This window comes from Actinomadura sp. 9N407, assembly GCF_044326315.1.
Classification (GTDB): Bacteria; Actinomycetota; Actinomycetes; order Streptosporangiales; family Streptosporangiaceae; genus Spirillospora.
On record NZ_JBIRAW010000021.1, the window covers coordinates 32,071 to 57,941 of the forward strand.

Here is a 25,871-nt window from a genome sequence, read left to right on the forward strand (position 1 = left end):
GTACAGCCGTTCGCCTAAGTACATCAAGGTTCGCGCATACGTTAGCGAACTTGCGCGGACGCGTCAGGGGCTGGTAGGAATCTGCCAAGCGCTTAAGTTGCAGAACCTAGACCCCTGGAGGTCGCGTTGACGGTTGAGCCGCTCGCGTACCGGGCCGAGGAAGTCCCCCACGTCTTCCCGATCGGCCGGACAGCCCTCTTCAAGCTGATCAAGGCCGGTGAGCTTCAAAGCTTCACGGTCGGTCGGTCCCGGTTCATCACGCGGGAAGCGCTGGTGACCTTCATGCGGGACCGCCTCGCCGAGCAGAACGGCGAGGGTGCCGCCTGATGACTGCCAACGAGTACGGCCCCGGCAGTCGCGCCGGGGCCGTAGTGGACGAGCAGCCGAGCAGGCATCACGTCGTAGCCAGCGTACGGCACCCGTACGTCGTCGCCGTAGAGATGCTGGCGGACTCGGCAGTCAGGGAGCAACGCATCGACAGGGCCGCGTTCAGTGAGGGATACCGGGCGGGTTTCATGGCCGGCCGGGAGGTCGGGTACCGCGCGGCCGAGAACGACATGGCGCGCGCCTGGTCGTACCTCGCTGCGAAGGTGCGCGGGCTGGCGATGTCGCCCAAGCACGACGAGCTGGAGCGCATCCGGTGGGACGGGCGTCGGGAGGACTTCGGCAAGCCGCGGCCGGGAGACCATCCGGGCGGCCCCAAGGACTGGAACGGCAACATGATGTCGGGACGGGGCCGGCCGCGTGAGTAGCCCTCTCGACTTCGTGCCGGGGTTCGAAGTCGACGACGGCGCGCAGCTGCTCGACGACCTGCGCGCCGCGCTGACCCGGTACGTGATCCTCCCCTCGGCCGAGGCCGCCGACGCTGTGGCGCTGTGGATCGCTGCGACGCACGCTCAACCCGCGTGGCAGCACGCGACCCGTCTCGTGATCAAGGCGCCTGAGAAGCGGTGCGGTAAGTCCCGGCTGCTCGACATCATCGAGACCACGTGCCATGCCCCGCTGGTCGCGGTGAACATCTCACCGGCCGCTCTCGTGCGCTCCATCAAGGACGACCCGCCGACGCTGCTGCTCGATGAGGCTGACACCTACTTCGGGAAGAAGGCCGCCGACCATCACGAGGATCTGCGCGGGCTGATCAACGCCGGTCATCAGCGCAACCGGCCGTACATCCGGTGGAATGCCGCGGCCCAGGTGCCGGAGAACTGCCCGACGTTCTCCATGGCGGCGCTGGCCGGGATCGGCTCGATGCCCGACACCATCGAGGACCGGGCCGTGATCGTGGCGATGCGGCGGCGCGCGCCCGGCGAGCAGGTCCAGCCGTTCCGGACCCGCCGTGACGCTCCCGCGCTGAACGATCTGCGCGACCGGCTCACAGCGTGGATGCGCGGGCAGCTCGACGCGCTCACCGACGCCGAACCGGAGATGCCGGTAGAGGACCGGGCCGCCGACAACTGGGAACCGCTGATCGCCGTCGCCGACGCCGCCGGCGGCGCCTGGCCGGACCGGGCGCGTAAGGCGTGCCGGGTCCTCACCTCGGCCGCCGACGAAGACACCACGGTCGGTGTGCGGCTGCTGGCCGATCTCCGCGAGGTGTTCGGCGACGCCGACGCACTGCACGGAGCGACCATCCTTGACGCTCTCTGCAAGCTCGATGAGGCGCCATGGTCGGACTGGTACGGCAAGCCGTTCGGCGCCCGTGATCTGGCCAAGATGCTCAAGCCGTTCGGCGTCTCTTCGATGGACGTCAAGGAAGACGGGGTCAACCGGAAGGGCTACCGGCGGGAGCATCTGCACGACGCTTGGGCGCGCTACATCCCGCTTGGGCAGGAGGGGAGCGCTACCGGCGCTACTTCCGCTACTGCGCAGGTCAACGGCATGGGCGCGGTAGCGGGTAGCGGACAGCGAACGCTACCCGCTACCGGTGCCCCCTCTCTGACCAGCGGAGTAGCGCAAGTAGCGCCGGTAGCGGATACCCCCTGCTGTGCGGGGTGCGGCGGGCCCATGACCGTGATCGAGCCGGGCCAGACACGGCACGACGACCCGGCATGCGAGCGGTCCGCCTCATGACCGGTCATCGATAACGATGGGTCGCGATAGTTCGGCGTACTATCGGAGATGTGTCGTAAGTCTGCTCGGCGACGACAAGGCCCCGCCCGGCATCGGATCGGCCGGGCGGGCAGCCGAGCAGACCAGAGCAGACAGGAGACATCCGATGGACCGCACCGAACTCAAGATGATCCGCACCGAGGGCGCCAAGCTGCGCAACGTGCTGGGCATGGCCGCCAGCGACCGCCCCGCCACCCGCTCGCAGCTGGCCGCCGCGCTGGACGAGGCGGGCATCACCGACACCGCCATGCGCGAGAAGATCGGCGCCGACTGCATCGCCCTGGCCAAGCAGGCCCGCGAGGGTGAAGGCCCGTTCGTGCTCCACCAGCTCGCCGACCAGATGACGCTCGGCCACCTGAAGGCCATGCACACCGGTGACAGCCTGCTCGGCGACGAGCCGGACTGGTCCGACAACACCCCCGACGAGACCGGCGCCGACGACGTCATGGACCGGGTCCGGCACCCGCACGAGACCGACGAGCAGCGCGCCGCGCGCCGCCAGGCCGACGCCGAGCGCGACCGCCTGCGCGCCCTGGGCGTGAACGTCGGTGGCTGAGAAGCTGACCCCCGGCGCACTGCCGGAGGACTGGAAGCCACCCACCGAGGCGCCGGCCGAACCGTCCCGGTGGGCCGACAACGGGTTGCCCGGCGGGATGATCGTCGACCGGCACGAGCACGACGTCACCGACCCCGGCATGTACGAGGCGGCCGAGGCGCCACCGCGCGCCGACGTCCGGGAGGGCCTGGAGTACCAGCGCGCAGCCCAGGCCACCGGCAGCCCGCACGTGTTCAGCTTCGCCACGTGCACCGGGTGCGCGACGCCCATCACCTACTACGGGCGGGCCGACCGGATGCCGGACACCCCCCGGTGCGCGGACTGCACCGAGGCGCCGTCATGAGACGCGCCGAGGACATCCGCGCGTGGGCGGCGCTCATGCGCTCGCAGTCCCAGGTCGTCACGTCCCAGCGGTTCCCCGAGGGATCGCCGCAGTGGGTCAAGCTCGTGGGCGCGTGGAGAGACGCGATCGACCAGACCGAGGCCCAGGCGCTACGGCAACTCCCCCCGCCCACCGACCAGACTCCACCCCCGGCGTGAAGCCCACCCCGCCGCACCGGCGCCATGGTGCGGGACCACGGGGAGGTAAGGCAGGGAGCGGGCCACCTCTTCCCGCGTTGATCTGCCTGCGCCGCACGTCGTCACCCTCGCCCGCGGCACGGCCACCAGGCCGGACACGCGCGGCCGGTGGTGCGGGTCGACACCGGGGACGCCCGGCCGCACCACCAGCACCACGCGCGGCGCACCGACAGGTGCATCACGCAGGCGAGGGCGACGACGCACCTCACGCAGCGTCACCCAGGGGTGGGGGAGGCCCCCCTCAGGGCAGGGGTACGAAACGGCGGGGTTAGCTGATCGCAATCTGTACGGGTTACAGGCTCCCAGGCCGTCACGGTGCGTACAGGCCCATATGTGCCCTGATCAGGCAGACCGGGCCCCGTGGGGTCCCGCCGCGCATGGACAAAACGGGCCCACGGGGCCCTGTTCTACGTCCGGAACGGGCTCAGAGAGTGCCGGGAGCGCGAGAATCGCCAGCGTTTCGGGGGGCCGTGGCCCCGGCGTCACCGCGCGGGACATCCGGGGCCACGGCGTCAGGCCCGCGGCCCGGGGCGCATGGGTTCACCCGGGCCGCGGGGGTCTAGTAGTCCGCGACCAGTCTCTCGGCCATCACCAGGTGCGGGTCTTCCGTGTCGTCGTCGATCGGCTTGACGAGCACCAGGCCGCGCGGCCCCTTGCCCCGCCAGAGACCGGGCCCGTCCTTGAAGAACGTTCCCACGATCTCGCGCGCGCGGTTCGGGTCAGGGTCAACCAGGAACCACACGCCGGCGGGTGAGGGCTCGACGACGTACCCGCCGACGACCGGATACCGCGGCCGGGCAGCCTCGCGCGGCCACCTCGCCCGCTTCGTCTGCCCGGTCACCTCGCCCACCCCCGGCCGCGGTCGAGTACCTCGGCGAGGTGCTGCGGGTGCTGGCCTTCGACCAGGCGCCCGCCGGCCAGCGCCCACCAGGCGCCGGTGGCCTGCCCGTACCAGGCGAGGACTCCGTACCGCTCGCGCATCGCCCGCACGGTGACGAGCTGCTCGCCGGGCGAGGGTGGGATCAGGGGAAGGTCATGGGCTGTGATGTTCGGCTGCTCGGCCATGGGGTCAGCGTAGAAGGCTATAGAAGGCTATGGAAGTCTCTAGCCTGACCTGGGAGGTTACGAGGGTCTGGGGCTGTCTACGTTCCCGGGCATGGAATGGGACCCGACCCGGTACCGGTACGAGCAGATCGCCGACGACATCGAGGCGCAGATCAGGGACGGCCGGTTGCAGCCGCGTGCGGCCCTGCCAGCGATCGACCGTTTGGCGGAGGAGTACGGGGTGGCCCGCATGACGATCGTCCGGGCTACGAAGGTGCTCGCCGAGCGCGGTCTTGTGGTGGTGCTGTCCGGCCGGGGCACGTTCGTCGTCGAGCCGGACGAGGGGCCCTAGCCCGTCCGAGGCGTACGAGGATGCAGGCCAGCGGACCCCTAGGAACCTCGGACGGGGCCCTAGATCCTCGGACCCGCTACCCGAGCCCTAGGGCCCACCTCGTACCCGGCCGCTACGGCGGGCACGCCCCCGTTGCAGTCGGGGGCGTGCCCGCACCTCATGGCCGCCAGATGCCGAGGATCAGCCCGGCCGGTCACCGGTCAACGCCGATCGGACCGCGACCGCTCGCGGGTGCCCTACGCGCAGTTCCCGCCGTAGCGCGCGCACCGAGGGAAGGGCGCCGGTGGCGAGTGGCTCGGCGAACCGGTCGCGAGCGGTCGCGAGCAGTTCCGCGAGCGGCTCGTCACCGCGACCACCGGCCGGGAACGGTACCGGTGGCGCATGCTCGGCCTCGGCCTGGGCGACCTCGAGCACGGGCGGCCCCGGGTCGACCTCGGCCGCCGGCGGCTCGGCCGTACGGGCGCCACGGATCAGCCGCGCGAGCATCTCGAACGATCCGACCGCGACCAGCGCGGGCCATCCCGCGATCACCGCGCCCACCGGGCCGTGAGCAAGCCCGTGAGCGACGTTCGCGCCGAGCGTGGCCACGATCCCCGCTCCCAGCAGCAGCCACGCCAGAACGGGCGCCCGCCGTCGACAGCGGGCCGCGTCGAGCAGAACGAGGGAACACGTCACGATCAGCCCGTCAACGGTGAGCGGGAGAGCGCGAGCGGTCGCGCCGGTCTCGCCGTGCGCGATCACCAGCGCGTAGGCGTGCCCGTAGGAGATCACCGCAGCGATCACCGCGACCACCGTCACCGAGACCGCAGCAGACCACCGGATCAACCGATCCCCGCGCTTCACGACCGACCCTCGGCCTGCCGCACGGCCAGCAGGGCCCGCGAGGCGTCGAGCCGGGCGCGAGCGGTCGCGGTCGCGCCGTCGAGCACCTCGGGCACATCGTCAGCGACCGCGGTCGCGAGGTCGGTCATGCTGCGCGCGACGTCGTCCATGGCCCGCGCGAGCAGCTCGTCACGCGAGCGGAACCGCTCGGCCAGCACCGCCCACCGCACCGCCAGGTCCCGCACCTCGCGCGCCTCGGCCTCGGCCTGGCGGACCGTGGCCGGCTCCCCTTCCGGCCAACTGCTCGACTTGCCCTCGGCCGCGGGCTCGACGTGCGACTCGCAGGCGAACACCTGCGACCCGGTCGCCGAGGTGCCCACGGGGATGGACGGCACGTCCACGCGCATGTAGTCGGCACTGCACACCACGCAGGCCATGCCGTCGGCCTGCGCCTCGGTGAGGCTCGCAGCGTCGAAGGTGATGCCGTGGGTAGGCTCCATTGCCATGGGGTTGACCTCTCCGAAGGTGGATCTCTAGGCCCCGACCAGCGCCGTAATCGCTGACTCGGGGCCGCTTCATTCCCAGGTCATCCCTAGGTTTCGTATTACGTTAGACCTGTCACATCTGTTTGGCAACCCTTACACTGCACGTAGATGGCAGGATTCGTAATACGCCTGTAGTGCAGGGAGGTCCCGTGGCCGAGAAGCCGGTCCGTTCTGTCCGCGTACCGGACGGCAGATGGAACGCCGTAAAGGACATGGCCAAGCGCGAGAAGAAAACGACCTCGGACGTCGTGAACGAGGCGCTGGAGGAGCACATCCAGAAGGACGCTAAGAAGCGCAGGGCCAGGTAGGCGCGAGGTGTCATGTAGCAACGCGTGTAGCAACGCGCCGAGGTCCGCCGAGGTCCGCCTAGATCTGTAGACGGACACTTACGCAGGTCATGGACCCGCGTGAACCTCGGCGGACCTCCTGCCTAGGTCTACGGATCAGGAGGTTGGGGGTTCGAATCCCTCCGGCTGCGCCAGAGATAAAGGCCACTTCCATTGACGGAAGTGGCCTTTTGTTTTTGCCCTTGTTGACATCTCGTCCGGGGCCTATGGCGGTGTGGTCGTCCTCACTGGTTCGCGGGGCGGTCGGTGACCGTGATGATGCCCCCGGCGAGGCAGGCCAGCAGCGTCAGGATCAGCGGCGGCAGGGATATCAGGAAGACCATTCGCCACCCGATCGTCGTTGTCAGCACCCCGCCGAGTACGGGCCCGAGGACAGCGGCGAACGTGCCGAGCCCGGCCGTGAGTCCGATCGTCTGCGCCCGGCCGCCTCCCACGCGGAGGGCGAGTACCACCGCGGTCGCGACGAGCGCGCCGGCGCCCAGGCCGGACAGGGTCTGGCCCGCCAGCAGCAGCGTGTAGCTCGGCACCAGGAGGCTCAGCGACGATCCGACGATCATGAGGCCGGCGGAGGCCGCGGCCATGCTGTTCGGATGTCGCCTGCCGAGTACCGCCCCGACCGGCGCGGTCAGCGCCGCGGTCAGGAGGTAGCCGACGGACGCCCACGGGACGGTCGGCGCGCCCAGATCCACCAGGGCGTGATCCATCCATGTGGGCCCCACCGTCACGGTGGGCAGGTACAGCGCGACGAGGCCGCCCAGCCCCGGCCCGATCAGATCCCGGCCTGCGCTTGGCCGCGCGGGCATGGGGGGCCTCGCCGGTGAATATCGCTGTGGGTGGCCGGTCACCGTACGAGTTGGGCGGTCGGCCCTCGTGTCAGTCGGGGAGGACGGCGAGGTCCAGCCGGTCCAGGCGGTCCGGGTCCGCGATCACGTCGATTTCGGTGATCTGGTCGTCGATGATCGTGAAGCTGAGGACCAGTGCCAGCCGGCCGCGAGGGGCCATCGCGAGTCCGACCGTTCCGTTGATGAGGGCCGGTCCGGCGAGGCGGGCCCGTCCCATGGCGGCCATCGCGCTCTTGGCCACGGTGCCGGCGCCGCTGATGAAGATGGACGAGGGAGTCGGAACGACCGACTTGTCGGCGCGCAGGACCACGTCCGGGTGGAGAAGCGTGACCAGCGCGCTGAAGTCGCCGCCGCGGGTCGCGGCCAGGAAGGCGTCGACGACGCGGCGATGGCGGGGCAGGTCGGCGTCGGGTGCCGGGGCGCCCTTGACGCGGCGGCGGGCGCGGCTGGCGAGTTGCCTGGCCGCGGGAGCGGACCGTTCGATCAACGGGCCGATCTCGTCGAAGGGCACGGCGAACATGTCGTGCAGCACGAACGCGAGCCGTTCGGCCGGGGTCAGTGTGTCGAGTACCACAAGCAGCGCCAGCCCGACGGAGTCGGCCAGGACGGCTTCTTGCTCGGGGTCGTTCTCGTGGTCGGGCGGTGGGCCGGGCGTGTGCGCGTCGAGGGGTTCTTCGCGGCGGTGCTCGCGCGAGCGCAACACGTTCAGGCAGATGCGGCTCACGACCGTTGTCAGCCAGGCGCCGAGATTTTGCACGTCGGTGGTGTCGGCGCGATTGAGGCGGAGCCACGTTTCCTGGACGGCGTCATCGGCGTCGCTCATCGAGCCGAGCATCCGGTAGGCCACCGCGCGCAGGTGGGTCCGATGCTCCTCGAAACGCTCGTCCGGCCGTTCGCGCTCGTCCACCGTGTCACGTTCCTTTCTTGCCCGGGGTCGTAACAGTAGGCCCAGGAAATCCTCCTGATGCGGCCGGGACACCGAACGAATTTGGAGAAGCCATGACGTCATCCATCCTGCTGACCGGCGGAACGGGAACGCTGGGACGCCTTGTCACGCCGCTCCTGCTGGACGCCGGCTGCGAAGTACGGGTGCTCAGCCGGCAAGGCCGCGAGTCCGGGAACGGCATCGAGTACGTGACGGGCGATCTGCTCAAGGGGGAGGGGATCGAGCTGGCCGTGGACGGTGCGGAGATCGTCCTGCACCTCGCGGGCGGGCCCAAGGGCGATGATGAGGCGACCCGCAACCTCGTACGCGCGGCGTCGCAGGCCAAGGTGCGGCACCTGGCGTACATCTCGGTCATCGGGGCCGGGCAGGTGCCGCTGGGCTACTTCAAGCGGAAGTTCGAGGCGGAACGCGCCGTTGCCGACTCCGGGCTGCCGTGGACGACGCTGCGGGCAGCACAGTTCCATGATCTGGTCCTGAACGTGGTGTCGACGATGGCGAAGATGCCGGTGATACCGGTCCCGGGCGGACTGCGGTTCCAGCCGGTCGACGCACGCGATGTGGCAGCACGCCTCGTGGAGCTGACGCTGGGCGAGCCGGCCGGCCTGGTGCCCGATCTGGCCGGACCGAAGGTGTACGGGATGGGCGAGCTGAGCCGGGGGTACCTGCAGGCGCGCGGCAAGCGCCGGCCGATGATGCCGATCCGGATGCCGGGAAAGGCCGGCCGCGCCTACCGGGCCGGCGAGAATCTGTCCCTTGAAGGGGCCGACATGGGTAAGCGGACCTGGGAGGAATTCCTGGTCGAGCGGGTGTGAAACCGCCGCCGGATCGTACGGAGAACTCCGGGACGAGGGTTCCTCGGACCCACTTCTCATGCAAGTGTCGGCGCCATGACCAACCCGGGAAAGGACCGGCGTAAGCCTTCGCTCGCCGTCCTGTCGTACGGGGTGGTCTCGATGCTGGCGCTGGTCGCCGTCGGGCTCGGGTCGGCCATCCGGGAGTACGGCCCGACCGCGCGTTCCGCCGACGGCGATGGATATCAGGGCGTGTTCACCGCCCACACGCTGCACTGCTCGAAGGGGTCGAATTGTTCCTGGTACGGGACATTCGACTCTGACCGGAACGACCATTCGAGCGTCCAGCTGCGGGGCCTCGATGATGATGCCGTCGAGCGCGGTCAGCAGGTGGCGGCGCTCGACGTCGGTTCTCGTGAGTTCGTGTTCGCGGTGGGCGGTTCCGCGGACTGGGGCACCATGGTCGGTGTTTCGATCTTCACGCTGCTCATGGGAGCCATCGGGACCGCGTTCCTGGTTCTCTTGCTCCGGTGGACTCCGTGGGCGCGGCTGAGGCACGGCGTCAGGCTGGACGATCTCGCGAGGAACGGACGCGCCGCGGCCGCCGGGCTTCTCGCGAGAGACCGCTGGGGTCCGTTCGCGCGGCCCCGTTCCGTGACGCGGATCAGGATGGCCAGGTCGAGCAGGAGGACGCTCCTCTGGACCATCGCGTTACCGGTCTTGGGGGCGTTCGTCGTGACGGCGCCGGTGATGGTGGTGGAGGAGCTCGAACGTGTTCACGTGCCCGAGCAGAAGGCACTGCTGCTGTGGGTGCTGTCCGTGGCGTTCCTGCTGCTGTTCGCATTGGTGCAGGTCATCAGGTTGGTGCTGTTCCGGCCCAGGATCTGGCTGGCGGACGAGGAACTGCTCATCTGGGACAGCGTGATGCTGTGGAAGGTCGCGCGGATCCGGCGGGCGGACATCGGCGGGACAGGCCCGTCCGAGGGCCCCGCCCTGTACTTGTCCGACGGGGAGCGTGCCGAGCTGAGCCCGTTCGAGGAGCCGCTGAACCTCGACATCGTCCTTCGTACGGACGTCCATCTCCCGGTACGGCGCCTGCGGTGGGGCAACTGGATCTGGCTCCTCAGTCAGGAGGAGTCGTACCGTGGGCTACTTCCCGCCTATCCGCACCGAGATATCCCGTTCCGCCGGATCGCGATCCGGGCCGCGGACCCGGAGCGGGCGGTCGCCGATCTCGGCCGGTGGCTGAGCCGCGATCGTCCGGAGCCGCCCGTACGGGAGCCCGGGTTCGAGCCCGCCGACCACTTCTTCCACGGCAAGCAGGCGGCGTTCCACGGGAGCGGGCCCGAGACCGTGAAGGTCAAGGGGACCTTCCCGCAGCCGGTGGTGGCCGAGATCAGCACCGAGAAGACCGGCGACCTGCGTGCGACCGTGAGCCGGACCGTGTCCGGCCGCGTCCGGCCCCTGGCGTCGAACGGCCCCTGCGCGACGGTCGTCCTCGACGACGGAGTGCTCGGCGGACCCGCCGGGAACGTGACCGAGCGGTTTTTCCACATCGAGGCGAGAGGGCCGTGGACGGTCAAGCTCGCGGGCCCGGAAGCGGCACGTGAATTCGATGGCAGCGCCTCGGGCGCCGGGGCCGAACTGCTGTCGTACGTCGGGCCGCCAGGGATCGCCACGATTTCCGCCAACGTGGCCGGTTCCACAGGCGGGACGTACGACGTCACCTTGCGCGGGCCGGACCTCACGAGCCGGTACGGAAAGGGCCCGACGGCGTACTCACGCGCAAGCGGTCCTATGGCGTTCTCACGCCGCATGCATAAGACGTATCCGCTCGAAAAAGCCTGGATCGCGATGCCGGCCGGAGCCCTTCTCCAGGTCAGAGCCCATGGGGGCGAGTGGCGTATCAACGTCCTGCCCCTGGAACGGTCGCCCGGCGGCGTGGACGTGCTCTTGGGGCCGGGCGCCAGAAGTGTGCGGTCGTTCGATCTCACGATCGAGGGAAGGCAAGCCTCGGTACTGCTCTACACCGGGCCGTCAGGGCTCGTACAGGCGTCCTATAGAGGGAAGGGCGCCTTCAGAGTCGATCGCGTCAGCACCGGTATGGCGCCGGTCGAACCCCTGGTCAGGGCGACCGGTGATCACAGCGGCTTCATCGACGTCGAGTCGGGCTCGCTCCTCCAGATCAGCGGTGCCCCGGGAAGGTGGTCCCTGCTGGCGGTCGTCAAGTAGCGCCGCGTGCCTTGTTGTGAACGCGGCCGGCCGCGCGGGACATCGAGTGTGAACGACGTTGAATGTTGAATTCTGGCGCCATCGAACCCGTTGACGGATATGTCCAGCCTGGTCAGCATACTCATCGATCGACTTCGTGAGACGGGCCGTTCCCCCGAGCGGCCGCTCCTCCCGCAGAACGGAGTATCGATGAGAAGGCGCCTCCCCCTGGTCGCGATGCTGGCCGCAGTGCCACTCGTGGCCGCGCTGGCCTCACCGGCCCAGGCCGTCACCCCCCACACCCCGGTCGCGCTGGCCGCGCCCGGTCAGGGTGTGAACAGCCAGTACATCGTGACGCTGAAGAAGGGTGTGTCGGTCGGCGACACGGTTTCCAAGCGCGGCATCACCACGACCCATCGCTTCGGTAAGGTCCTGAACGGCTTCGCGGCCAAGATGAGCGCCGAGCAACTGCAGCGGCTCCAGCGGACCCCGGGCGTCGCCGCCATCGAGCAGGACGGCGTCGTACGGGCCAGCACGACGCAGAACAACCCGCCGTCCTGGGGCATCGACCGCATCGACCAGACGAACCGGCCGCTGTCGAGGAGCTACACCTACACGGCCACGGGTTCGGGCGTCACCGCGTACATCATCGACACCGGCATCGCCACCTCGCACTCCGACTTCGGCGGCCGCGCGTCCAACGTCTTCGACTCGTTCGGCGGCAACGGCCAGGACTGCAACGGGCACGGCACGCACGTCGCCGGCACCGTGGGCGGCAACGCGTACGGCGTCGCCAAGGGTGTCAGCCTGCGCGGCGTACGCGTCCTCAACTGCCAGGGCAGTGGATCGTTCTCAGGCATCATCGCCGGAATGAACTGGGTGGCCAACAACCACACCAAGCCCGCCGTCGCGAACATGTCGCTCGGGGGCGGCTACTCGTCCTCGGTGAACTCGGCCACCAACAACCTCGCGTCCTCCGGCGTCTTCGTGGCCGTGGCCGCAGGCAACGACAACCGGAACGCGTGCAACTACTCGCCCGCCAGCGCCGCCAACGGCACCGCAGTCGCGGCCAGCACGAGTACGGACGCCAAGGCCTCGTACAGCAACTACGGAAACTGCGTCGACCTGTACGCGCCCGGTTCCAGCATCACCTCGACATGGCTGAACGGTGGCACCAACACCATCAACGGCACGTCGATGGCCAGCCCGCACGTGGCCGGAGTCGGCGCCCTCTACAAGGACGCCAACGGTGACGCCTCGTACTCCACGATCCGCAGCTGGCTGACGTCCAACGCCACCAGCGGCGTCATCACCGGTAACCCGTCCGGTACGCCGAACCTGCTGCTCAACAAGCGTTCCCTCTGAAATCCCCGGAAGGTCCGGCCCCGGCGTCCCGCCCGCTCCCAGAGCGCCGGGGCCGGGCCTTGCGGCAGTGTCGTGTTTCAAAAGCCCCGGCCCACGCTGCTCGCCTGGCGGCTCGCACCGTGACCGGTTCTTGTGCGAGCGCGGCATCGCTTCGCGATCTGCCCGGGTGAGGCTCGCCTTCGGCTTTGCCTCACCCGGGCAGGTAACGCGCTCGCGCGGTGGCTGAAGCTCCTTGAGACAAGCCCTAGGTCGTCCGAGCTGACCGTTAGGTTCGCCCCATGGCGATCCGGTACATCAAGGGCGACGCGACCTCACCCCAGGCCAAAGGGGTAAAGCTCATCGCCCACGTCTGCAACGACCGTGGCGGCTGGGGCAAGGGCTTCGTCCTCGCCATTTCCAAGCGCTGGCCCGCCCCAGAGGCCGCCTACCGTGCCTGGCATCGCGACCGCGCCAAAAACGACTTCGCCTTGGGCGCCGTGCAGTTCGTACAAGTAGACCCGTACATCTGGGTCGCCAACATGGTCGCCCAACACGGCGTGAAACCCAGCAAGAAGAACGGCCCGCCGATCCGCTACGAGGCCGTGGACCAATGCCTCCAGTCCCTGGCCACCCGAGCCCTGGACCTGGGCGCCACCGTCCACATGCCCCGAATAGGCTGCGGCCTGGCCGGCGGCAAGTGGCCCCGAGTAGAACCCCTCATCACCAACCGCCTCACAACCCAGGGCGTACCGGTAACGGTCTACGACCACGAGTGACCATGCCCCCGCCTGCTCCGGCTGCGAGCATTGTGCCGACCGCCGCATTGGTCAGATGGCCGCCACCCTGACGATCACTCGTTCTTGGCGACGTAGGCGGCGAGGGCGCCGAGGGTCAGGCAGAACGGGGAGTACAGGGCCAGGTCCCAGCGCGTGAAGGTGGTGGACTGTTCGGCGAATCCGGAGGTGACCAGGCCCGCGCTGCCGCGGAGCAGGAGCACGCCTGCGACGGTGGCGATGCCCAGGCGGGTGAGCATGCCGGGCAGCGGTGTCGGTCAGCGGATCGGTCACGGTCGTGGCGGGTGTCAAGCCGAGGACCCCTCGCACTGCCCGGGCGACGAGCTCGATGTCGTAGGGAGGAGGGCCGTGATCGCCGGCGTGGATCGTTCGGGGAAGCCGTGGGCGTCTAGGTTGATGCTGTTCTGTGGCGCCGCTGGCGCCGGCTTCTCTACCGGGAGGATCTGCGGGTGGCTTCGGAGCCTTCACCCGAGACGATTCGCCGCGTTGCCACTCGCGGCAAGGCCGTCGTCTTCGATGTGCCCACCGGTGAGTCGATCGCCATCGCGCAAAGGCTCAACGCGCAACTCGCCGGGGAGAGCATCCGCGTGATCGTCCCTGGGCCCGCGAGGATCACGGCGCTACAGCTGGTCAGCGAGGAAGAGGCGCGACGCGTACTCCCCGAGCTGGAAGCCCTTGTCGCCGACTTCCGTGAACGGGCGCGCTCCCTCACCCGGCGGTTCGACGGGGGCGCGTTCACCGAGGAGAACTGGATCGCCTGGCCGCATGGCGAGCACTGCCGTTTCGAGAACCTGGAGAACGGCGTGATCGTCGAGGCGAACATCGAGTTCCCCGACAGGGTCGATGCGTACTTCCTCTTGCTCTTCGCCGAGACCTCGAGGAGGTATCCCGGGATCCTGGGGGCCTGCGTTCACGGTTACCACGACATGTACCGGATGCTTGAGCTGGCGGGAGTCCTGTGAACGACGCGGCCGCGCAGCGCGGCGGAGGGGTTCTCGCCGGCTGCGCGGAGGGGCGTCAGGGTCTGGTCACTTGCGGGCTTCGCGGAAGCGCTTGAGGACCTCACCGCCGCTGATCGCCAGGACGATCAGAGCGGAGGCGGTGTAGAAGGGCGCCGGAGTCGACCAGTCGTCGCCGTTGATGGCGGTCAGGAACTCGGGGTTGAAGAAGTTCTGCTGGTACAGGATCCAGGCCAGCGGCAGCGCGAACACCGCGTGGGCGAGGGCGTACGCGCCGACCAGCGGGACGGACGATCCGCGCACGGCCCGGACCAGATCGAGCACCACGAGGCCGGCGAGACCGGCGAGGATCGGCCAGATCCAGACGGCCCACAGGTCGGGGTCGAGGACCGGCAGCCGGTCGCCGTCGGCACTGTACGGCTTGGCGGTGTGCTGCCAGGCGATCAGGCCGATCAGCAGTCCGTTCCAGGCCGCCGAGGCGAACGCGGCGCCTCGGAGCCGCTCCCGCCGCGGGCTGTCGGGCAGGTCGTCGGCCGTCCACTCGTTCGTACCCGCGATCGACTTACCGCCCGTGCCCAACCGGTCGATCAGGGCGAACACCACGGTGAGCCAGGCGATGATCTGGCCGCCGACGGTGAGCACCGTGCCGATGCCGGTGCCGATCGCCGTGCCCAGCGACTTGTTGTCCAGCACGTCCATGATCACGAGCACGGCGACGACGATCGGCAGCACGGTGGACAGCAGCGTGACCAGCAACCGGATGTACGCGGGGTAGAGGTCGGGGCCGATCAGGGCGAGCGGGCGGTCGGCGTAGCGGGCGGCGAGCCGGATCGGGTCGCCCATCTCGGTGATGACCTCGCGCTCGGCCGTGGCCGGGTCGGCCGGGTCGCGGGCCTCGACGGTGTCGGCGATCGTGGTGCGCAGCTCGTCGGCGACGTCGTCGCGCTGGTCGCCCGGGATGCGCCGGACGACCTCCTGTACGTAGCGCTCGGTCAGCGTGTTCGAGCTCATCGGCTCTCCTTGATCAGTCGTGAGATCGAAGTGACGAGGTCTTCCCACTCGCGCACCAGGCCGGTGCGCACCTGGGAGCCCTGGGGGCCGACCCGGTAGAACTTCCGTGGCCGGGGCTCGTCGGTGTTCCATTCGCTGGTCAGCAGGCCCTGTTTCTCCAGCCGGCGCAGCAAGGGGTAGAGGGTGTTGCCGTCGACGGTGACGCCGGCGGCGTTGAGCGTTTCGAGCAGTGCGTAGCCGTACTGTGGCCGCTCGAGCAGCGCCAGGCAGGCCAGGACGACCGTGCCGCGGCGCAGCTCCTGGGCCTGGCTCAGGATCAGTTCCTCAGTGGACACGAGTCACACTATACAGTGCGCCACACACTAATGTCACACGCACGTTGGCGTAGCAGGCATGCCTGGACGGCCGGAGCGACCCGTACAGTCGCGCTACCGCGGGCGTTTCCCATGGGTACGCGGGTTCTGAAGAGTGAGTTCTGAACACGTCCGAAGAATCTTGCGGCGGAGTGTCGATTCAGGGATCGGCCGGTCGACGCATGGATGAGACCGGCCGTGAGACCGGCTGAAAGGGGAGACCTCGGATGAAGATTCGCGTCACGCTCGAGCTTGGCGGGAAGACCGCGACGGGGTTCGCCGTACCGGAGGACGTCGTGCTCGGACTCGGTGCCGGCAAGCGGCCGCCGGTCAAGGTCACGATCAACGGGTACACCTACCGATCGACCGTGGCCCCGATGGGCGGCAGGTACCTGATCGGCGTCAACGCCGGCAACCGGGAGGCCGCGGGAGTCAGTGCCGGCCAGGAGGTCGACGTCGAGCTCGAACTCGACACCGAGCCGCGCGTGGTGAGCGTCCCGGCGGACCTGGCCGAGGCCCTGGCCGCCGAGCCCGAGGCCGAACGGTTCTTCGAGAGCCTCTCGTACAGCAAGAAGAGCTGGTTCGTCCTGTCGGTCGAGGGCGCCAAGAAGGCGGAGACCCGGCAGCGGCGCATCACCGACGCGGTCACGATGCTGAAAGAAGGCCGCAGCTCGCGCTGACGCGGGCTGACAGCGATGCCCATCCTGCAGAACGTCCGGCACACCGTGGTGATGGGCGGCGCGGTCCTCGCCCTGGTCGCGACGATCATCGCCTGACGAGCCGGAGGCCCGGATCCGGGCGGTCGCACCCGAACCCGCCCTCCGGTCTCGGCATCACACAGCGGGGTGACCCCGCCGAAGGCGCGAGTACCGGGCGGGTTCGCGAGCACCACGATCGGGAGAGCCGATGCCCAGCACAGCACACCGGACGAGTGGATTCGGCGCCCTCGCGCTGACCGGCCTTTGCTGCCTCATCCTCGTCCTGGCCGAGTGGAACCCTTGGAACCACAGGCTCTTCCACCATGACATGTTCTGGGCACTCGTCCCGGCGGCCCTGATCGCGGGCGGAGCGGGGCTCATCCTCCTGGCGATCGGCCGGCCACGCCTTCCGGCGCAGGTCGCGGGCCTGGTCATCGGCCCCTTGGCGGTGGGCACCGGCCTCCTTGTCGGCTACGTCCTCGTCGTGCTCACGACGATGCCCGCCGGCGACATCAAGGTCAGGTCCACGGTCGATTCACCGTTCGGTTCTCACCGGCTCGTCCTGATCGGGGGGACGACGATTCCCGTGGACACGCGGTACACGGTGTGGCTGCGGGACGGGGACGGGCTGACGGCCCAGGCGATCGAGGTCGGCAGCTATGTGGAGGTGAGCAAGGTGACCATGCGTTTCACCGGTCCTCGCGGTATCGAGGTCGATGCCGATGGCAGCGTCCGGCGCTGGAGGTTCGACGGTGAATCCCTGGATCTTCACCGGCTGGGATGACGAACGGTCAGTGAAAGCTCTTGCGCGGGGATCGCGCTAGGCACTGCTCAGAGCGACGGTGGGGGCCAGGCGGGAGGCTCGTACGGCTGGATAGAGGCCGGCGAGCCCGCCCATCAGGAGGGTCGCGGCGGTCGCGGCGGCGAGGGCCCAGAGGGGTACGACCGGTGGCCATCCCTGGACGAGGGCGTACGACAGGGTGGCGAGCGTTCCCAGGACCAGGCCCGCGGTCCCGCCGAGGGCCGAGACCAGGAGCGACTCGGTGAGGAACTGGACCCGGATCTGGCCCCGGGTGGCACCCAGCGAACGGCGCAGTCCGATCTCGCGGCGGCGCTCCAGCACCGAAATGATCATGGTGTTGGCGATCCCGACACCGCCGACGATCAGGGCGACCGCGCCCAGGCCCAGCATCAGGCCGGTGAACGTTCCCGCAGCCGCGGCGCGTGCGGCGAGCGCGTCCGAGGGACGCGACACCGCGACCTCGGACGGATCCTCCGGACTCAGCGTCCGTGGCAGGAGGTCACGGACCTCTCGGACGGACCCCTCGGACGAACGCTCGTACACGGTCGTCGGGTGGCCGTCGTAGCCGAGATGCGCCTGCGCGGCCGGGACGCCGATCAGCGCGGCACGTTCGATCTCCGGGGCCAGCGGCAGCGGTTCCAGAACGCCCGTCACCGTGAACCAGCGGTCCTGCACGTGGACCTGCACGCCGGTACGGGTGATGCCGAGCCGCTGGGCCGCCACCGAGCCGAGCACCACGGTGGGGTAGCGCGCCGTACCGCCGTTGAGCCAGCTCCCGACCCTGACACGGCCGTCCAGCGTGCGCAGCAGGCCGAGGTCGGCGGCGAGGACCTCGATACCGCCGGTGTCGGCCTCGGGGATGCGGTCCGTACGGCGGATCGAGGCGTCGAGCCGGCCGGTCGCACTCGCCGAGGCGACCGCGCCGATCCGTTCCGTCCTGGCCCGCGCGTCGGCCGGCAACCGCACCGGACCGCCGCCGATCCGCTCGGCGGGCTGGACGCGCAGCAGGTTGGTACCGAGGCGATCCAGGCGGCGCAGCAGTTCCTCCTGGCTGGACGCGGATATGCCGATCACCGACACCATCGTGGCGATGCCGATCGCGATTCCCAGCGCGGACAGCGCCACCCGGGCAGGACGAGCCCGCAGGCCCGAGGCGCCCACCCGAACAACATCGCGCGGGCGCAGCCGGACAGGAACGAGGCTCATGGCGCCTTCCCAAGGGTCCGCCGCCGAGTATCGGCCACGACGTGGCCGTCGCGGACGGCGATGCGGCGCGGGCAGCGGGCGGCGACCTCCCGATCGTGCGTGATCATGATGACCGTGGTGCCGGTGGCGTTCAGGCCGGTGAGCAGGACGAGAACCTCCTCGCCGGACGCGGAGTCGAGGTTGCCGGTGGGTTCGTCGGCGAGCAGCAGCGGCGGGTCGCCGACGACCGCGCGGGCGATGGCCACCCGCTGGCGCTCGCCGCCCGAGAGCTGGTCGGGACGGTGGTCAAGGCGGTGGCCGAGGCCGACCCGTTCAAGCGAAGCGGCGGCCCGCTCGCGGCGTTCGGGCAGAGCCGGACCCGCATAGAGAAGCCCGTCGGCCACGTTGTCCAGGGCGGACGCCCCGGGGTCCAGATGGAACTGCTGGAAGACGAAGCCGATGTACGCCACGCGCAGCGCGGACAGCCGGCGATCGGAGAGGCCGCCGGTGTCGTGCCCGGCGATGCGGACCGTACCCGACGAGGGCCGGTCCAGCGTGCCGACGAGATGCAGCAGGGTGGACTTGCCCGAGCCGGACGGCCCGATGACGCAGGCCAGCTCGCCGGACTCGAATGCGAGGTCCACGTCCGCCAGGGCTTCGACGCGATCGCCGTAGCAGCCTGCATTCGGAAAACACCGCGTGACGCCGGTGAGTTCGACCATCACAGGGACGGCACCCCGACCTTCATGCCCTCGCGCAGACCCGTACCGGAGATCTCCACGCGGCCGCTTCCGTACGCGCCGGTACGTACCGGGACGACCCGGAGCGTTCCATCCGATGAGGTGACCTCGACACCGTGACCGCCCTCGCGGAGCGCCAGCAGCGCCTCGACCGGAACGGTCAGGACGTTCCGGCGCCGCTCGCGCTCCAGGGTGACCGTCACCGGCGCCCGGTCGAGCATGCCGGGCCCAGGTTTCCCGGTCAGCTCGATCTCGACATCGATCGTCGGCTCCCCGGACTCCTCACCCGCGGGCTTCTCGGCGACCGTTCCCACCGAGGTGATCCTTCCCGGGACGGTGCCGCCGCCGGGAACCTCCACGGTGACGCGGCCGCCCTCGTCCACCAGGCCCTGGTCCGACACCTTGAGATCGACGTGGACGAGGCGTTCGGTGGACGTCACCGTGAGCACCCGCCGCCCCTGGCCGATCCTGTCCCCCACGGCCGTCTTGACCTCGGTGATCCGCACCCGGCCCGGCAGGAAAGCCACCTGCGATGCGTCGACCGTCCCGGTCTCCGGCAGGCCCGCGCCGTCCTGCCACTCGCGTACGGCGCGTGCGGTGGCCGCGGTGAACGTGCGATCGACCGTGACGCCGTCGCCATATCCCAGGCTGCGCAAGGCCCGTTCAAGCTGGGTCACGTCGGGACCGGCCGACATGCCCTGGCGCAGCGGCCGGTAGAGCGGCACCTTCCCGTACAGGAGAACGACCGGCCGGCGGTCCACCCGATAGAGAGCCGCTCCCAGCCGCAACACACGACCGGGTGCGGGCAGGGAGGTGACGACACCCGCCGCCGTCGCCGCGATGCCACGTTCTCCGGCGAACGTCAGCGAACCGTCCACCGACTTGGTATCGACCAGATCGCCCCGGGTGATCGCCGCCGTGGCGCCCTTCAGAGACGTGGCAGCCGCCGCGCCTCCCTCGCCCGTACGGACCGCCAGCCCCGCGACGGCGGCCGCGAGGGCCACCGCCGCCACGCCTCCGGCGACGAGCCGCCTCACTTCCGCCCTTCCTGGAGGATGGGGGAGCAGACCTTCGAGGCCTTCTCCCACTTCGCCGGGTCCTTGAGATGGATGTCCGGAGGCGCGTCGTCCGGCATGTCGAAACCGTTCTCGCGCATGCACTTGCCGAACCGGGCGAACCGTTCACGCACGGCCGGGTCCTTCATGTCGATCGTCTGACCTGGAGGTACGAGGCCCTTGCAGGCGTTCACCGCCTTGTCGGGGATCTCCACTCCGCCCTGCGGGATGTCCTTGGGATCGTCGGGCATGTTCGCTCCGTTCTCCCGTAGGCACTTGTTGTACTTCAGGTTCGCGGCATCAGAGGGGGCCGCACTGGCGGCTCCATCACCGGACGAGCCACCACCACAGGCCACAAGCGCCAGCAGCGGTACGACGAGCAGCATGGACAGACGTTTCATGTGAGCTCCTTGCTGATTTCAGGCATGGCGAAGCGAGGCGACGTGCGTACACGCCGTTCAGGAGATGTGGCTCAGGAGCCGTTCGGGCAGTCGGTGGGCACTGGACGGGTCTGCCTGGACGGCCTCACATCGGCCACCAGGAGAGCCTTGCCCGGTTCGGTCAGCCAGCCTTCGTGGACGTACCAGGAGCCCGGTACCGACGACCGGGCCCCCTTGAGCGGCACCGCGATCCTCGGAACGGTCACGCCGCGCCCCCGCAGCATCGCGACCACCTCGGCCACCGTCCGGCCGGCGAACTCCCGGCACTGCAGCGGCTCCCCAGGACCGTTGAGCTGGCCGAACCCCTTGTACCGCTCGCCTGGCCGTGCCTTGCGGCCCAGCGAGATGACGGCCGGTCCCCGGTGCTCGGGGCCCTCGTACGCGCGATAGCCCACCGGGATCTTCACCCCGATGGCACACCGCTCGACGGCGGCGCACGCGCCGGGCCGTTCGATCGGAACGATGAGATCCGTGCGGCGGGCCTGCTCCCCGGAGGACAGTCCGTTCAGCCTGGGGTCGTACGGCGTGAAGATCATCCCCACCATCCCCGGCGACACCGGCCCCAGCTCCAGCCGGACGTCCAGGCCGAGCTCGCGCAACTGCTCGCTGTAGCGTTCGGGATCGGCGAAGTGGTCCTTCACCGTGACGACGTAGTAGCCGCCCTCCTTCTTGATGTCGAGCGCGGCCGCAGCAGGGCTCGGCCCGATGCCGGGCACGACGGGCAGCAGCCAGCCGACCAGCACGATCGCCGCCACGAGCGGCAACATGAACCGCAGCCGGGGCCACCGGCGCCCCACGGGCACCCGCTCCGCCTCTCGCGGCGTGGACATGATCGCGTCGAGCAGCTCGCGGCTCCCCTCACCCGCCGGCGGAACGGCATGGGCGGGCTCGGCGTGCCTGATGATGTCGTCGAGGCTCATCCGAGCGCTCCTTCCGTCATGGCGACCGCCGGGGCTCCGTACCGTTCGGCGTCCAACCCCTCCTTGGCGAGTTCGGCGGCGAGCCGCTTGCGCGCCCGGTGCAACCGCACCCGGACACCCGCCGCGCGGCAGCCCAGCACCTCCGCGATCTCGGCCGGACGCAGCCCCTCCCACCCGGTCAGCGCCAGCAGCTCGCGATCGTCGTCCGAGAGCCGCCCGAACGCGGCGCGCAGCTCGTCCGCGACCGCCTGCTCCGCCACCGCATGCTCTGGCGCCGCCTCCAGGAACTCCCCGCGCAGCCGACTGATCAGCAGCTCCCGCCTGACCGTGCCCCGATGGTGGTTAGCGAGAACGCGGCGGGCGACGCCGTAGAGCCAGAGCAGCGTCCCGTCCCCGTCCGGTACGGCGTCAAGGCGGCGCCAGGCCGTCAGGAACGTCTCAGACAGGACATCGACGGCGTCGTCCGGCGATCCGGTACGGCGGAGCGCGTACCGGGAGATCGCTTCGTAGTGCGCCGCGTAGATCTCCTCGAAGCGCCGCCGCTCCTCCGATGCGTCCCCCACACCGCCTCCTTTCGCCGTACACCTCAGTAAATGTCCGGCCGGACGGCGCCGTTTCACGCAACAGACCCTTTTTCTCAGCCACTCAGCCACTCAGCCACTCAGCCACTCAGCCACTGCACGCAACCACTCGTCCTGACCGCCGTAGCGCAGTTCGGCGGCGCCCGGCGAGCACTGGACTTGGCGCGGCAACTCGGCGTGACGCCCGGCACGCCACGGCCAGAACTCCCGCAGGGACCAGCGAGCCCGCCGGGCGGCGCGTGCACATCCTGGACCATGAGCAGGTGGAAGAAGCGATCGCGAAGACAATGCGAAACGCGTCCCGTCCCGCCCCGCCCTGCCCCGTGCCATGCGTCGAGCCGGACGAGCGAGGTCGTCGAGTGGATACGCGCGAACCTGGGCGCAACATCGATCACGCTCACGACCGGTGTGTTCACGGCCGACCGCGCTACGACCATCTGCCCGCCTGGTGGGTGGGATTCCGCCTCCACCTTGCCGGGCTACGCGCGGAGATGGCGTCCCGTGCGTCACAGTGGCGCCGGAACTGGACCAGGCTGTTGGAACTGAGGTGGCAGCCCGGCGAGCCCTTCCAGTAACGGGGCCTTACTGCCTGTCGGGTCGGTTGATGTGCCATGTGCCGGTGGGTGTGGTCCATACGAGTAGGCCTGGCCAGGGTTGGTGGAGTGTCCAGCCGCTGGTTTGTTTGGTTCGGTGGTGGCGTCTGCATAGTGGGGCGAGGTTGCAGGCGCAGGTGGTGCCTTTGCCGTAGGGGGTGGTGTGGTCCAGGTCGCAGTGGCTGGAGCGGATGTTGCAGGTGGGGAAGACGCAGGTGGGGTGCCGTTCCTGGATCAGCCGCCGGAGCTGGGCGGGCGGGCGGTAGCTGGGCCGCCCGTGCGCGCCGGTGGCGGCATCTGTGGCCTCTGCGTTGTGGATGGCTTGAGCGGTTTGGCAGCGGGTGTCGCGGAGTTCGACGAGGGCGTCATGGACGTCCTGTACGGCTCGTGCGCTCAGTCTCGGTAGTGCTTCCATCCTGCCGACGGCCCGCACGTGGTCTCGTATCGCCGTGAGTCTCTGCTCGATGATCCCGGCCACGACCGCGATCACCACCTCATCCCCAGGCGTGGCAACGCGCTCATCCAGGCTCGCGGGACGGACCGGCGCAGCCATGATGCCCGGATCGGCGAGTGGCTCACCATCGGACACCGCTGGCGTTGAAGAAAGCGGCGGCACCTGATGGGCAGCGCTGAACGCTGGCCCGGGAGCAACCGTGGGCGAACCCTGGGCGCATGGCCGCGGATCGGGGGCTGAGACCTCTGCCTCTGTCTCTGCGGCCGCTGCTTGGAGTTGGGCGCGGATGGCGTCAGGGAGCCGGGCACCGTTGAGCAGTTCCCGGGCCAGGTCGGCGCGCACGGTGTTGAGGGGGCGGGTGTCGCCGTCAGCGATCAGGGCGCGTGCCGCTGCGGTGATCTTGTTGTAGATGGCGTGGGCGTCTTGGGGTGCCAGGTCCAGAAGCGCGAGGTCGCAGGTGCCTGCGGCGGTTTCCCACAGTTCCAGGCGTCGTCGCTGCACGGCCTGCTGTTTGCGGTCGTCGACCTGGTCGGGGGCCAGGCGATGGGTGATGCGCTTGAGTCGTCGGCGTAGTTGCCCGGTGGTCTGGGACGGCGCCGCGTCCAGCACGGCGGCTTCGAGGCGTTCGGCGAGACCCTCGGGCAGACCATCGGTGACGTCGCAGATGACCCGGGCCCGGGGCAAGTCGATCCGCCCGGCCTCCAGAGCCTCACCGGTACCGGCGAGGTCGGTGCTGAGCCGGTCGGCCAGATGGACCAGGGTGCCGGCGGCGTTGCCGGTGATGGTCAGCGCCGCCGCAACCTCTTCCACCACCGATTCGTGTGCGGACAGGACACGGGGGTCGCGATCACCCTGGCCCCCGCTCTGGTCGTCGTCTTCGGCTCGGCGGCGCCGGTGGTACAGCTCGGCGATCGCCGCGAGCTCACGGGCCTGTGCCCAGGAGGTCTGGCGGCGCGCGGAAGCGGCGGCCTCGAGCAACTCGGTCTCGGACAGATCCGAAAACCGTTCCCGCTCGGGCGACAACAGCGCAGCATGGGAGTCGGGCATGGACCAGGATCGGGATTCTTTCTCACCGAGCGCCATACCGACATCAAAAATAGCCGCCATCTGCACCATTGCCCACCCACCTCCCATCAGAGTCCCATAATAATGCATGACTCGAAAAGATCACAATGAGATCTCGAACAAACAACCATTGTGTGTGCCACCTCACTCTCCACACTGAACCCTCAACAACCCCAGCTTGATCTCAGCGATCACCGTCAGGTCTTTTTCTGTCGAAATGGTGTGGCTCGGGTAGGCGGGAGGCTGGGGTGGCCGCTGCCGCCCTGCGCTCATCTGCCGCTCAGCAGCAGGCGGGCGTCACGTTGGTTGCGGTGGTGGTTGAGGTAAGTGTGTAAGGGTGACGGGCGGCGCGGGGTACCGCAATGCGCAAGGCGTCATATGCACCTGGCCGCAGATCAACAAATTCGCCCACCTGCAACCCCAACCAACGTGACGACAATCCGCGCCTACCTTCGCGACGTACGACTACACAAAGAGGTCACCTCAGCCGTCCACCCAGCGCAGCCATAGAGAAGCGATAGAAAAGAAGGCTCAACCCGCATATACCTGAGCCCGAGCGAGGAGGGGCGCAGGTATATGCGGGCTGAGGGCGATTCGGACCATCCCCTATGCACCGGCCACACACGTTCGCCGGATCCGATGAGGATCACGCCGATGAGAGTCAAACCGATGAGGATCAAACCGATGATCACCGAGCCGCGGCCCGCCTATGATCCCGGGCATGCTCCCACCTCGGTCCGTGATTGCCGCCAGGCTTCCCTTCGACGGCCAGATCCACGACTTCGACATCGTCGTACACGATGGCCGACCTCTTCTGGTCGGCACGCATGATCGGAGTCGTCGCGCCTTCACCTGGGACCCGGCGAGTGACGAGTGGACCGTTCACGAGCTTGACGCTCCCGCGCTCCCGGAAGCCGACTCCACCGAACTCACCGCGCTGGGGGCCGCGGTGGTCGACGGCCGGATCGTGATCGGCGGAGGCGGCGATCATCAGGGATTCGCGCAGTGGGACCTGGAGAGCGGCCAGCTGCGGCTGTCGGCACAGGAGGGCGGCGTGATCTTCACGTCCGCGGCCGTCTTCGGTGACCGCACGCTGCTTGTCGTGGGTTTGTCATCCGGCCCGACCGTTCAGCTATGGGACCCGTCGGTGGCCGAAGCCGATGAGGAACTGGAGGAGGACCTCTCGCCCTACGACTCCCTTGTCGAGGTGGAAGAGTTGGAGGCCGTCTCCTACGCCGCAAGCGCCGTCGCGGCAGGAATGCTGCGCGACCGCCCGGTTCTGGTGGCCAACGGCATGAACCGCAGAGTGCTCGTATGGGACATCGACGCCGGACGGGCGCTCGCCACTTTCAACCGTCTGGAAAACCAGCCGCATGACTTCGCGCTGGTGGCCAGTGGCGACCGTACACGCGTCGTGGCGGTCGGTGGACGGAGCTTGCTGGTCGGCGACCCTGACACCGGCGATTGGGACGAACCGCTCACCGTCCCTGGCGGTGACATCTCGTGCCTGGACGCCGGCCTGGTGAACGGCCGCGCGGTCGCGGTCACCGGCGCCAAGGACGGCACGGTCTGCGCATGGGATCTGGCAGGGCGCCGGCTGCTAGGCGAACCATTCCGCGGACAGGACGAGATATTCGCCATCCGCATGACCGAGCTGAACGGCCACCAGGTCGTCATCAGTGCAGGCCGGGAGAACATCATGCGGATGTGGGAGCTGACTCCCTAGCGCGGTG

Annotated in this window: 32 protein-coding genes; 16 read left to right on the forward strand and 16 right to left on the reverse strand. The window is 69.3% G+C overall.

From position 1 onward, the window contains the following. Window positions 1-126 precede the first annotated feature (126 nt). From ACH34Q_RS28890 to ACH34Q_RS28915, 6 genes are all read left to right on the forward strand, one after another. Window positions 127-327 (forward strand): helix-turn-helix domain-containing protein, encoded by a 201-nt coding sequence (locus ACH34Q_RS28890; RefSeq protein WP_395986229.1) that lies wholly within the window; start codon window positions 127-129, stop codon window positions 325-327. Beyond that, on the forward strand, window positions 327-752 hold the full coding sequence (locus ACH34Q_RS28895) for a hypothetical protein (protein ID WP_395986230.1): 426 nt from the start codon (window positions 327-329) through the stop codon (window positions 750-752). The genes ACH34Q_RS28890 and ACH34Q_RS28895 overlap by 1 nt, the downstream gene beginning before the upstream one ends. Continuing rightward, on the forward strand, window positions 745-2,070 hold the full coding sequence (locus ACH34Q_RS28900; RefSeq protein ID WP_395986231.1) for a DUF3631 domain-containing protein: 1,326 nt from the start codon (window positions 745-747) through the stop codon (window positions 2,068-2,070). Before ACH34Q_RS28895 ends, ACH34Q_RS28900 begins: the two co-directional genes overlap by 8 nt. Before the next feature lie 145 nt (window positions 2,071-2,215). After that, complete coding sequence (locus tag ACH34Q_RS28905; protein WP_395986232.1) at window positions 2,216-2,665, forward strand: hypothetical protein; 450 nt, start codon at window positions 2,216-2,218, stop codon at window positions 2,663-2,665. Continuing rightward, a complete protein-coding gene (locus ACH34Q_RS28910; RefSeq protein WP_395986233.1) occupies window positions 2,658-3,008 on the forward strand; it encodes a hypothetical protein in 351 nt (116 codons plus the stop codon). The genes ACH34Q_RS28905 and ACH34Q_RS28910 overlap by 8 nt, the downstream gene beginning before the upstream one ends. Beyond that, window positions 3,005-3,205 carry a hypothetical protein gene (locus tag ACH34Q_RS28915; protein ID WP_395986234.1) on the forward strand — a complete coding sequence of 67 codons (201 nt, stop codon included), beginning with the start codon at window positions 3,005-3,007 and terminating at the stop codon, window positions 3,203-3,205. Before ACH34Q_RS28910 ends, ACH34Q_RS28915 begins: the two co-directional genes overlap by 4 nt. Before the next feature lie 598 nt (window positions 3,206-3,803). Here ACH34Q_RS28915 and ACH34Q_RS28920 read toward each other — a convergent pair. Together ACH34Q_RS28920 and ACH34Q_RS28925 are read right to left on the reverse strand one after the other, a co-directional pair. After that, entirely contained in the window at window positions 3,804-4,085 is a 282-nt protein-coding gene (locus ACH34Q_RS28920; protein WP_395986235.1) for a hypothetical protein, read from the reverse strand. After that, window positions 4,082-4,309, reverse strand: a complete 228-nt coding sequence (locus ACH34Q_RS28925) for a hypothetical protein (RefSeq protein ID WP_395986236.1) — start codon at window positions 4,307-4,309, stop codon at window positions 4,082-4,084. Before ACH34Q_RS28925 ends, ACH34Q_RS28920 begins: the two co-directional genes overlap by 4 nt. Window positions 4,310-4,400: 91 nt before the next feature. Between ACH34Q_RS28925 and ACH34Q_RS28930 the strand changes: the two genes are divergently transcribed. Continuing rightward, window positions 4,401-4,640 carry a winged helix-turn-helix domain-containing protein gene (locus tag ACH34Q_RS28930; RefSeq protein ID WP_395986237.1) on the forward strand — a complete coding sequence of 80 codons (240 nt, stop codon included), beginning with the start codon at window positions 4,401-4,403 and terminating at the stop codon, window positions 4,638-4,640. 180 nt (window positions 4,641-4,820) lie between these two features. Here the strand turns inward: ACH34Q_RS28930 and ACH34Q_RS28935 are convergent, their stop codons facing one another. Together ACH34Q_RS28935 and ACH34Q_RS28940 are read right to left on the reverse strand one after the other, a co-directional pair. Continuing rightward, window positions 4,821-5,483, reverse strand: a complete 663-nt coding sequence (locus tag ACH34Q_RS28935; protein WP_395986238.1) for a DUF2637 domain-containing protein — start codon at window positions 5,481-5,483, stop codon at window positions 4,821-4,823. Further along, window positions 5,480-5,968: a hypothetical protein gene (locus ACH34Q_RS28940; RefSeq protein WP_395986239.1), complete on the reverse strand. Its 489-nt coding sequence runs from the start codon at window positions 5,966-5,968 to the stop codon at window positions 5,480-5,482. Before ACH34Q_RS28940 ends, ACH34Q_RS28935 begins: the two co-directional genes overlap by 4 nt. Window positions 5,969-6,156: 188 nt before the next feature. On the opposite strand from ACH34Q_RS28940, the gene ACH34Q_RS28945 reads away from it, so the two are divergent. Further along, on the forward strand, window positions 6,157-6,315 hold the full coding sequence (locus ACH34Q_RS28945) for a hypothetical protein (RefSeq protein WP_395986240.1): 159 nt from the start codon (window positions 6,157-6,159) through the stop codon (window positions 6,313-6,315). Window positions 6,316-6,578: 263 nt separating this feature from the next. On the opposite strand, the gene ACH34Q_RS28950 is transcribed toward ACH34Q_RS28945, so the two are convergent. Both ACH34Q_RS28950 and ACH34Q_RS28955 read right to left on the reverse strand, forming a co-directional pair. Further along, window positions 6,579-7,157 (reverse strand): MFS transporter, encoded by a 579-nt coding sequence (locus ACH34Q_RS28950; RefSeq protein WP_395986241.1) that lies wholly within the window; start codon window positions 7,155-7,157, stop codon window positions 6,579-6,581. Window positions 7,158-7,227: 70 nt separating this feature from the next. After that, window positions 7,228-8,103, reverse strand: a complete 876-nt coding sequence (locus tag ACH34Q_RS28955; RefSeq protein ID WP_395986361.1) for a sigma-70 family RNA polymerase sigma factor — start codon at window positions 8,101-8,103, stop codon at window positions 7,228-7,230. Window positions 8,104-8,195: 92 nt separating this feature from the next. On the opposite strand from ACH34Q_RS28955, the gene ACH34Q_RS28960 reads away from it, so the two are divergent. The 4 genes from ACH34Q_RS28960 (at window position 8,196) to ACH34Q_RS28975 (ending at window position 13,264) form a co-directional block, all read left to right on the forward strand. Further along, on the forward strand, window positions 8,196-8,954 hold the full coding sequence (locus ACH34Q_RS28960) for an SDR family oxidoreductase (RefSeq protein ID WP_395986242.1): 759 nt from the start codon (window positions 8,196-8,198) through the stop codon (window positions 8,952-8,954). A gap of 75 nt (window positions 8,955-9,029) precedes the next feature. After that, window positions 9,030-11,165 (forward strand): hypothetical protein, encoded by a 2,136-nt coding sequence (locus tag ACH34Q_RS28965; protein ID WP_395986243.1) that lies wholly within the window; start codon window positions 9,030-9,032, stop codon window positions 11,163-11,165. A 189-nt stretch (window positions 11,166-11,354) separates the two neighbouring features. Then, window positions 11,355-12,509 carry a S8 family peptidase gene (locus ACH34Q_RS28970; RefSeq protein WP_395986244.1) on the forward strand — a complete coding sequence of 385 codons (1,155 nt, stop codon included), beginning with the start codon at window positions 11,355-11,357 and terminating at the stop codon, window positions 12,507-12,509. Between the two features lie 278 nt (window positions 12,510-12,787). Beyond that, on the forward strand, window positions 12,788-13,264 hold the full coding sequence (locus ACH34Q_RS28975; protein ID WP_395986245.1) for a macro domain-containing protein: 477 nt from the start codon (window positions 12,788-12,790) through the stop codon (window positions 13,262-13,264). A 74-nt stretch (window positions 13,265-13,338) separates the two neighbouring features. On the opposite strand, the gene ACH34Q_RS28980 is transcribed toward ACH34Q_RS28975, so the two are convergent. Next, complete coding sequence (locus tag ACH34Q_RS28980; protein ID WP_395986246.1) at window positions 13,339-13,521, reverse strand: DUF3995 domain-containing protein; 183 nt, start codon at window positions 13,519-13,521, stop codon at window positions 13,339-13,341. A gap of 210 nt (window positions 13,522-13,731) precedes the next feature. On the opposite strand from ACH34Q_RS28980, the gene ACH34Q_RS28985 reads away from it, so the two are divergent. Next, the gene (locus ACH34Q_RS28985) at window positions 13,732-14,244 is read left to right on the forward strand and encodes a DUF6896 domain-containing protein (protein WP_395986247.1); all 513 of its coding nucleotides are present in this window, start codon (window positions 13,732-13,734) and stop codon (window positions 14,242-14,244) included. A gap of 66 nt (window positions 14,245-14,310) precedes the next feature. Here the strand turns inward: ACH34Q_RS28985 and ACH34Q_RS28990 are convergent, their stop codons facing one another. After that, window positions 14,311-15,252, reverse strand: coding sequence for an HAAS signaling domain-containing protein (locus ACH34Q_RS28990; RefSeq protein ID WP_395986248.1), 942 nt, complete (start codon window positions 15,250-15,252; stop codon window positions 14,311-14,313). Next, window positions 15,249-15,587, reverse strand: a complete 339-nt coding sequence (locus ACH34Q_RS28995; protein ID WP_395986249.1) for a PadR family transcriptional regulator — start codon at window positions 15,585-15,587, stop codon at window positions 15,249-15,251. Before ACH34Q_RS28995 ends, ACH34Q_RS28990 begins: the two co-directional genes overlap by 4 nt. 245 nt (window positions 15,588-15,832) lie before the next feature. Between ACH34Q_RS28995 and ACH34Q_RS29000 the strand changes: the two genes are divergently transcribed. Both ACH34Q_RS29000 and ACH34Q_RS29005 read left to right on the forward strand, forming a co-directional pair. Then, complete coding sequence (locus tag ACH34Q_RS29000) at window positions 15,833-16,285, forward strand: YdeI/OmpD-associated family protein (protein WP_395986250.1); 453 nt, start codon at window positions 15,833-15,835, stop codon at window positions 16,283-16,285. A 226-nt stretch (window positions 16,286-16,511) separates the two neighbouring features. Continuing rightward, entirely contained in the window at window positions 16,512-17,087 is a 576-nt protein-coding gene (locus tag ACH34Q_RS29005) for a hypothetical protein (RefSeq protein WP_395986251.1), read from the forward strand. A gap of 36 nt (window positions 17,088-17,123) precedes the next feature. On the opposite strand, the gene ACH34Q_RS29010 is transcribed toward ACH34Q_RS29005, so the two are convergent. The 7 genes from ACH34Q_RS29010 to ACH34Q_RS29040 all read right to left on the reverse strand — a co-directional run bounded on the left by ACH34Q_RS29010 (window position 17,124) and on the right by ACH34Q_RS29040 (window position 24,189). After that, the gene (locus ACH34Q_RS29010) at window positions 17,124-18,311 is read right to left on the reverse strand and encodes an ABC transporter permease (RefSeq protein ID WP_395986252.1); all 1,188 of its coding nucleotides are present in this window, start codon (window positions 18,309-18,311) and stop codon (window positions 17,124-17,126) included. After that, window positions 18,308-18,934 carry an ABC transporter ATP-binding protein gene (locus ACH34Q_RS29015; protein WP_395986253.1) on the reverse strand — a complete coding sequence of 209 codons (627 nt, stop codon included), beginning with the start codon at window positions 18,932-18,934 and terminating at the stop codon, window positions 18,308-18,310. The genes ACH34Q_RS29010 and ACH34Q_RS29015 overlap by 4 nt, the downstream gene beginning before the upstream one ends. Window positions 18,935-19,011: 77 nt before the next feature. Next, window positions 19,012-20,067 carry a peptidoglycan-binding protein gene (locus ACH34Q_RS29020; protein WP_395986254.1) on the reverse strand — a complete coding sequence of 352 codons (1,056 nt, stop codon included), beginning with the start codon at window positions 20,065-20,067 and terminating at the stop codon, window positions 19,012-19,014. Continuing rightward, window positions 20,064-20,486, reverse strand: coding sequence for a hypothetical protein (locus ACH34Q_RS29025; protein WP_395986255.1), 423 nt, complete (start codon window positions 20,484-20,486; stop codon window positions 20,064-20,066). Before ACH34Q_RS29025 ends, ACH34Q_RS29020 begins: the two co-directional genes overlap by 4 nt. A gap of 71 nt (window positions 20,487-20,557) precedes the next feature. Continuing rightward, the gene (locus tag ACH34Q_RS29030) at window positions 20,558-21,445 is read right to left on the reverse strand and encodes a hypothetical protein (RefSeq protein ID WP_395986256.1); all 888 of its coding nucleotides are present in this window, start codon (window positions 21,443-21,445) and stop codon (window positions 20,558-20,560) included. After that, window positions 21,442-22,008, reverse strand: coding sequence for an RNA polymerase sigma factor (locus ACH34Q_RS29035; protein ID WP_395986257.1), 567 nt, complete (start codon window positions 22,006-22,008; stop codon window positions 21,442-21,444). Before ACH34Q_RS29035 ends, ACH34Q_RS29030 begins: the two co-directional genes overlap by 4 nt. Before the next feature lie 600 nt (window positions 22,009-22,608). Next, on the reverse strand, window positions 22,609-24,189 hold the full coding sequence (locus tag ACH34Q_RS29040; protein ID WP_395986258.1) for a DUF222 domain-containing protein: 1,581 nt from the start codon (window positions 24,187-24,189) through the stop codon (window positions 22,609-22,611). Window positions 24,190-24,877: 688 nt separating this feature from the next. Here ACH34Q_RS29040 and ACH34Q_RS29045 point away from each other — a divergent pair. After that, window positions 24,878-25,864 carry a WD40 repeat domain-containing protein gene (locus tag ACH34Q_RS29045; RefSeq protein WP_395986259.1) on the forward strand — a complete coding sequence of 329 codons (987 nt, stop codon included), beginning with the start codon at window positions 24,878-24,880 and terminating at the stop codon, window positions 25,862-25,864. Window positions 25,865-25,871 lie beyond the last annotated feature (7 nt).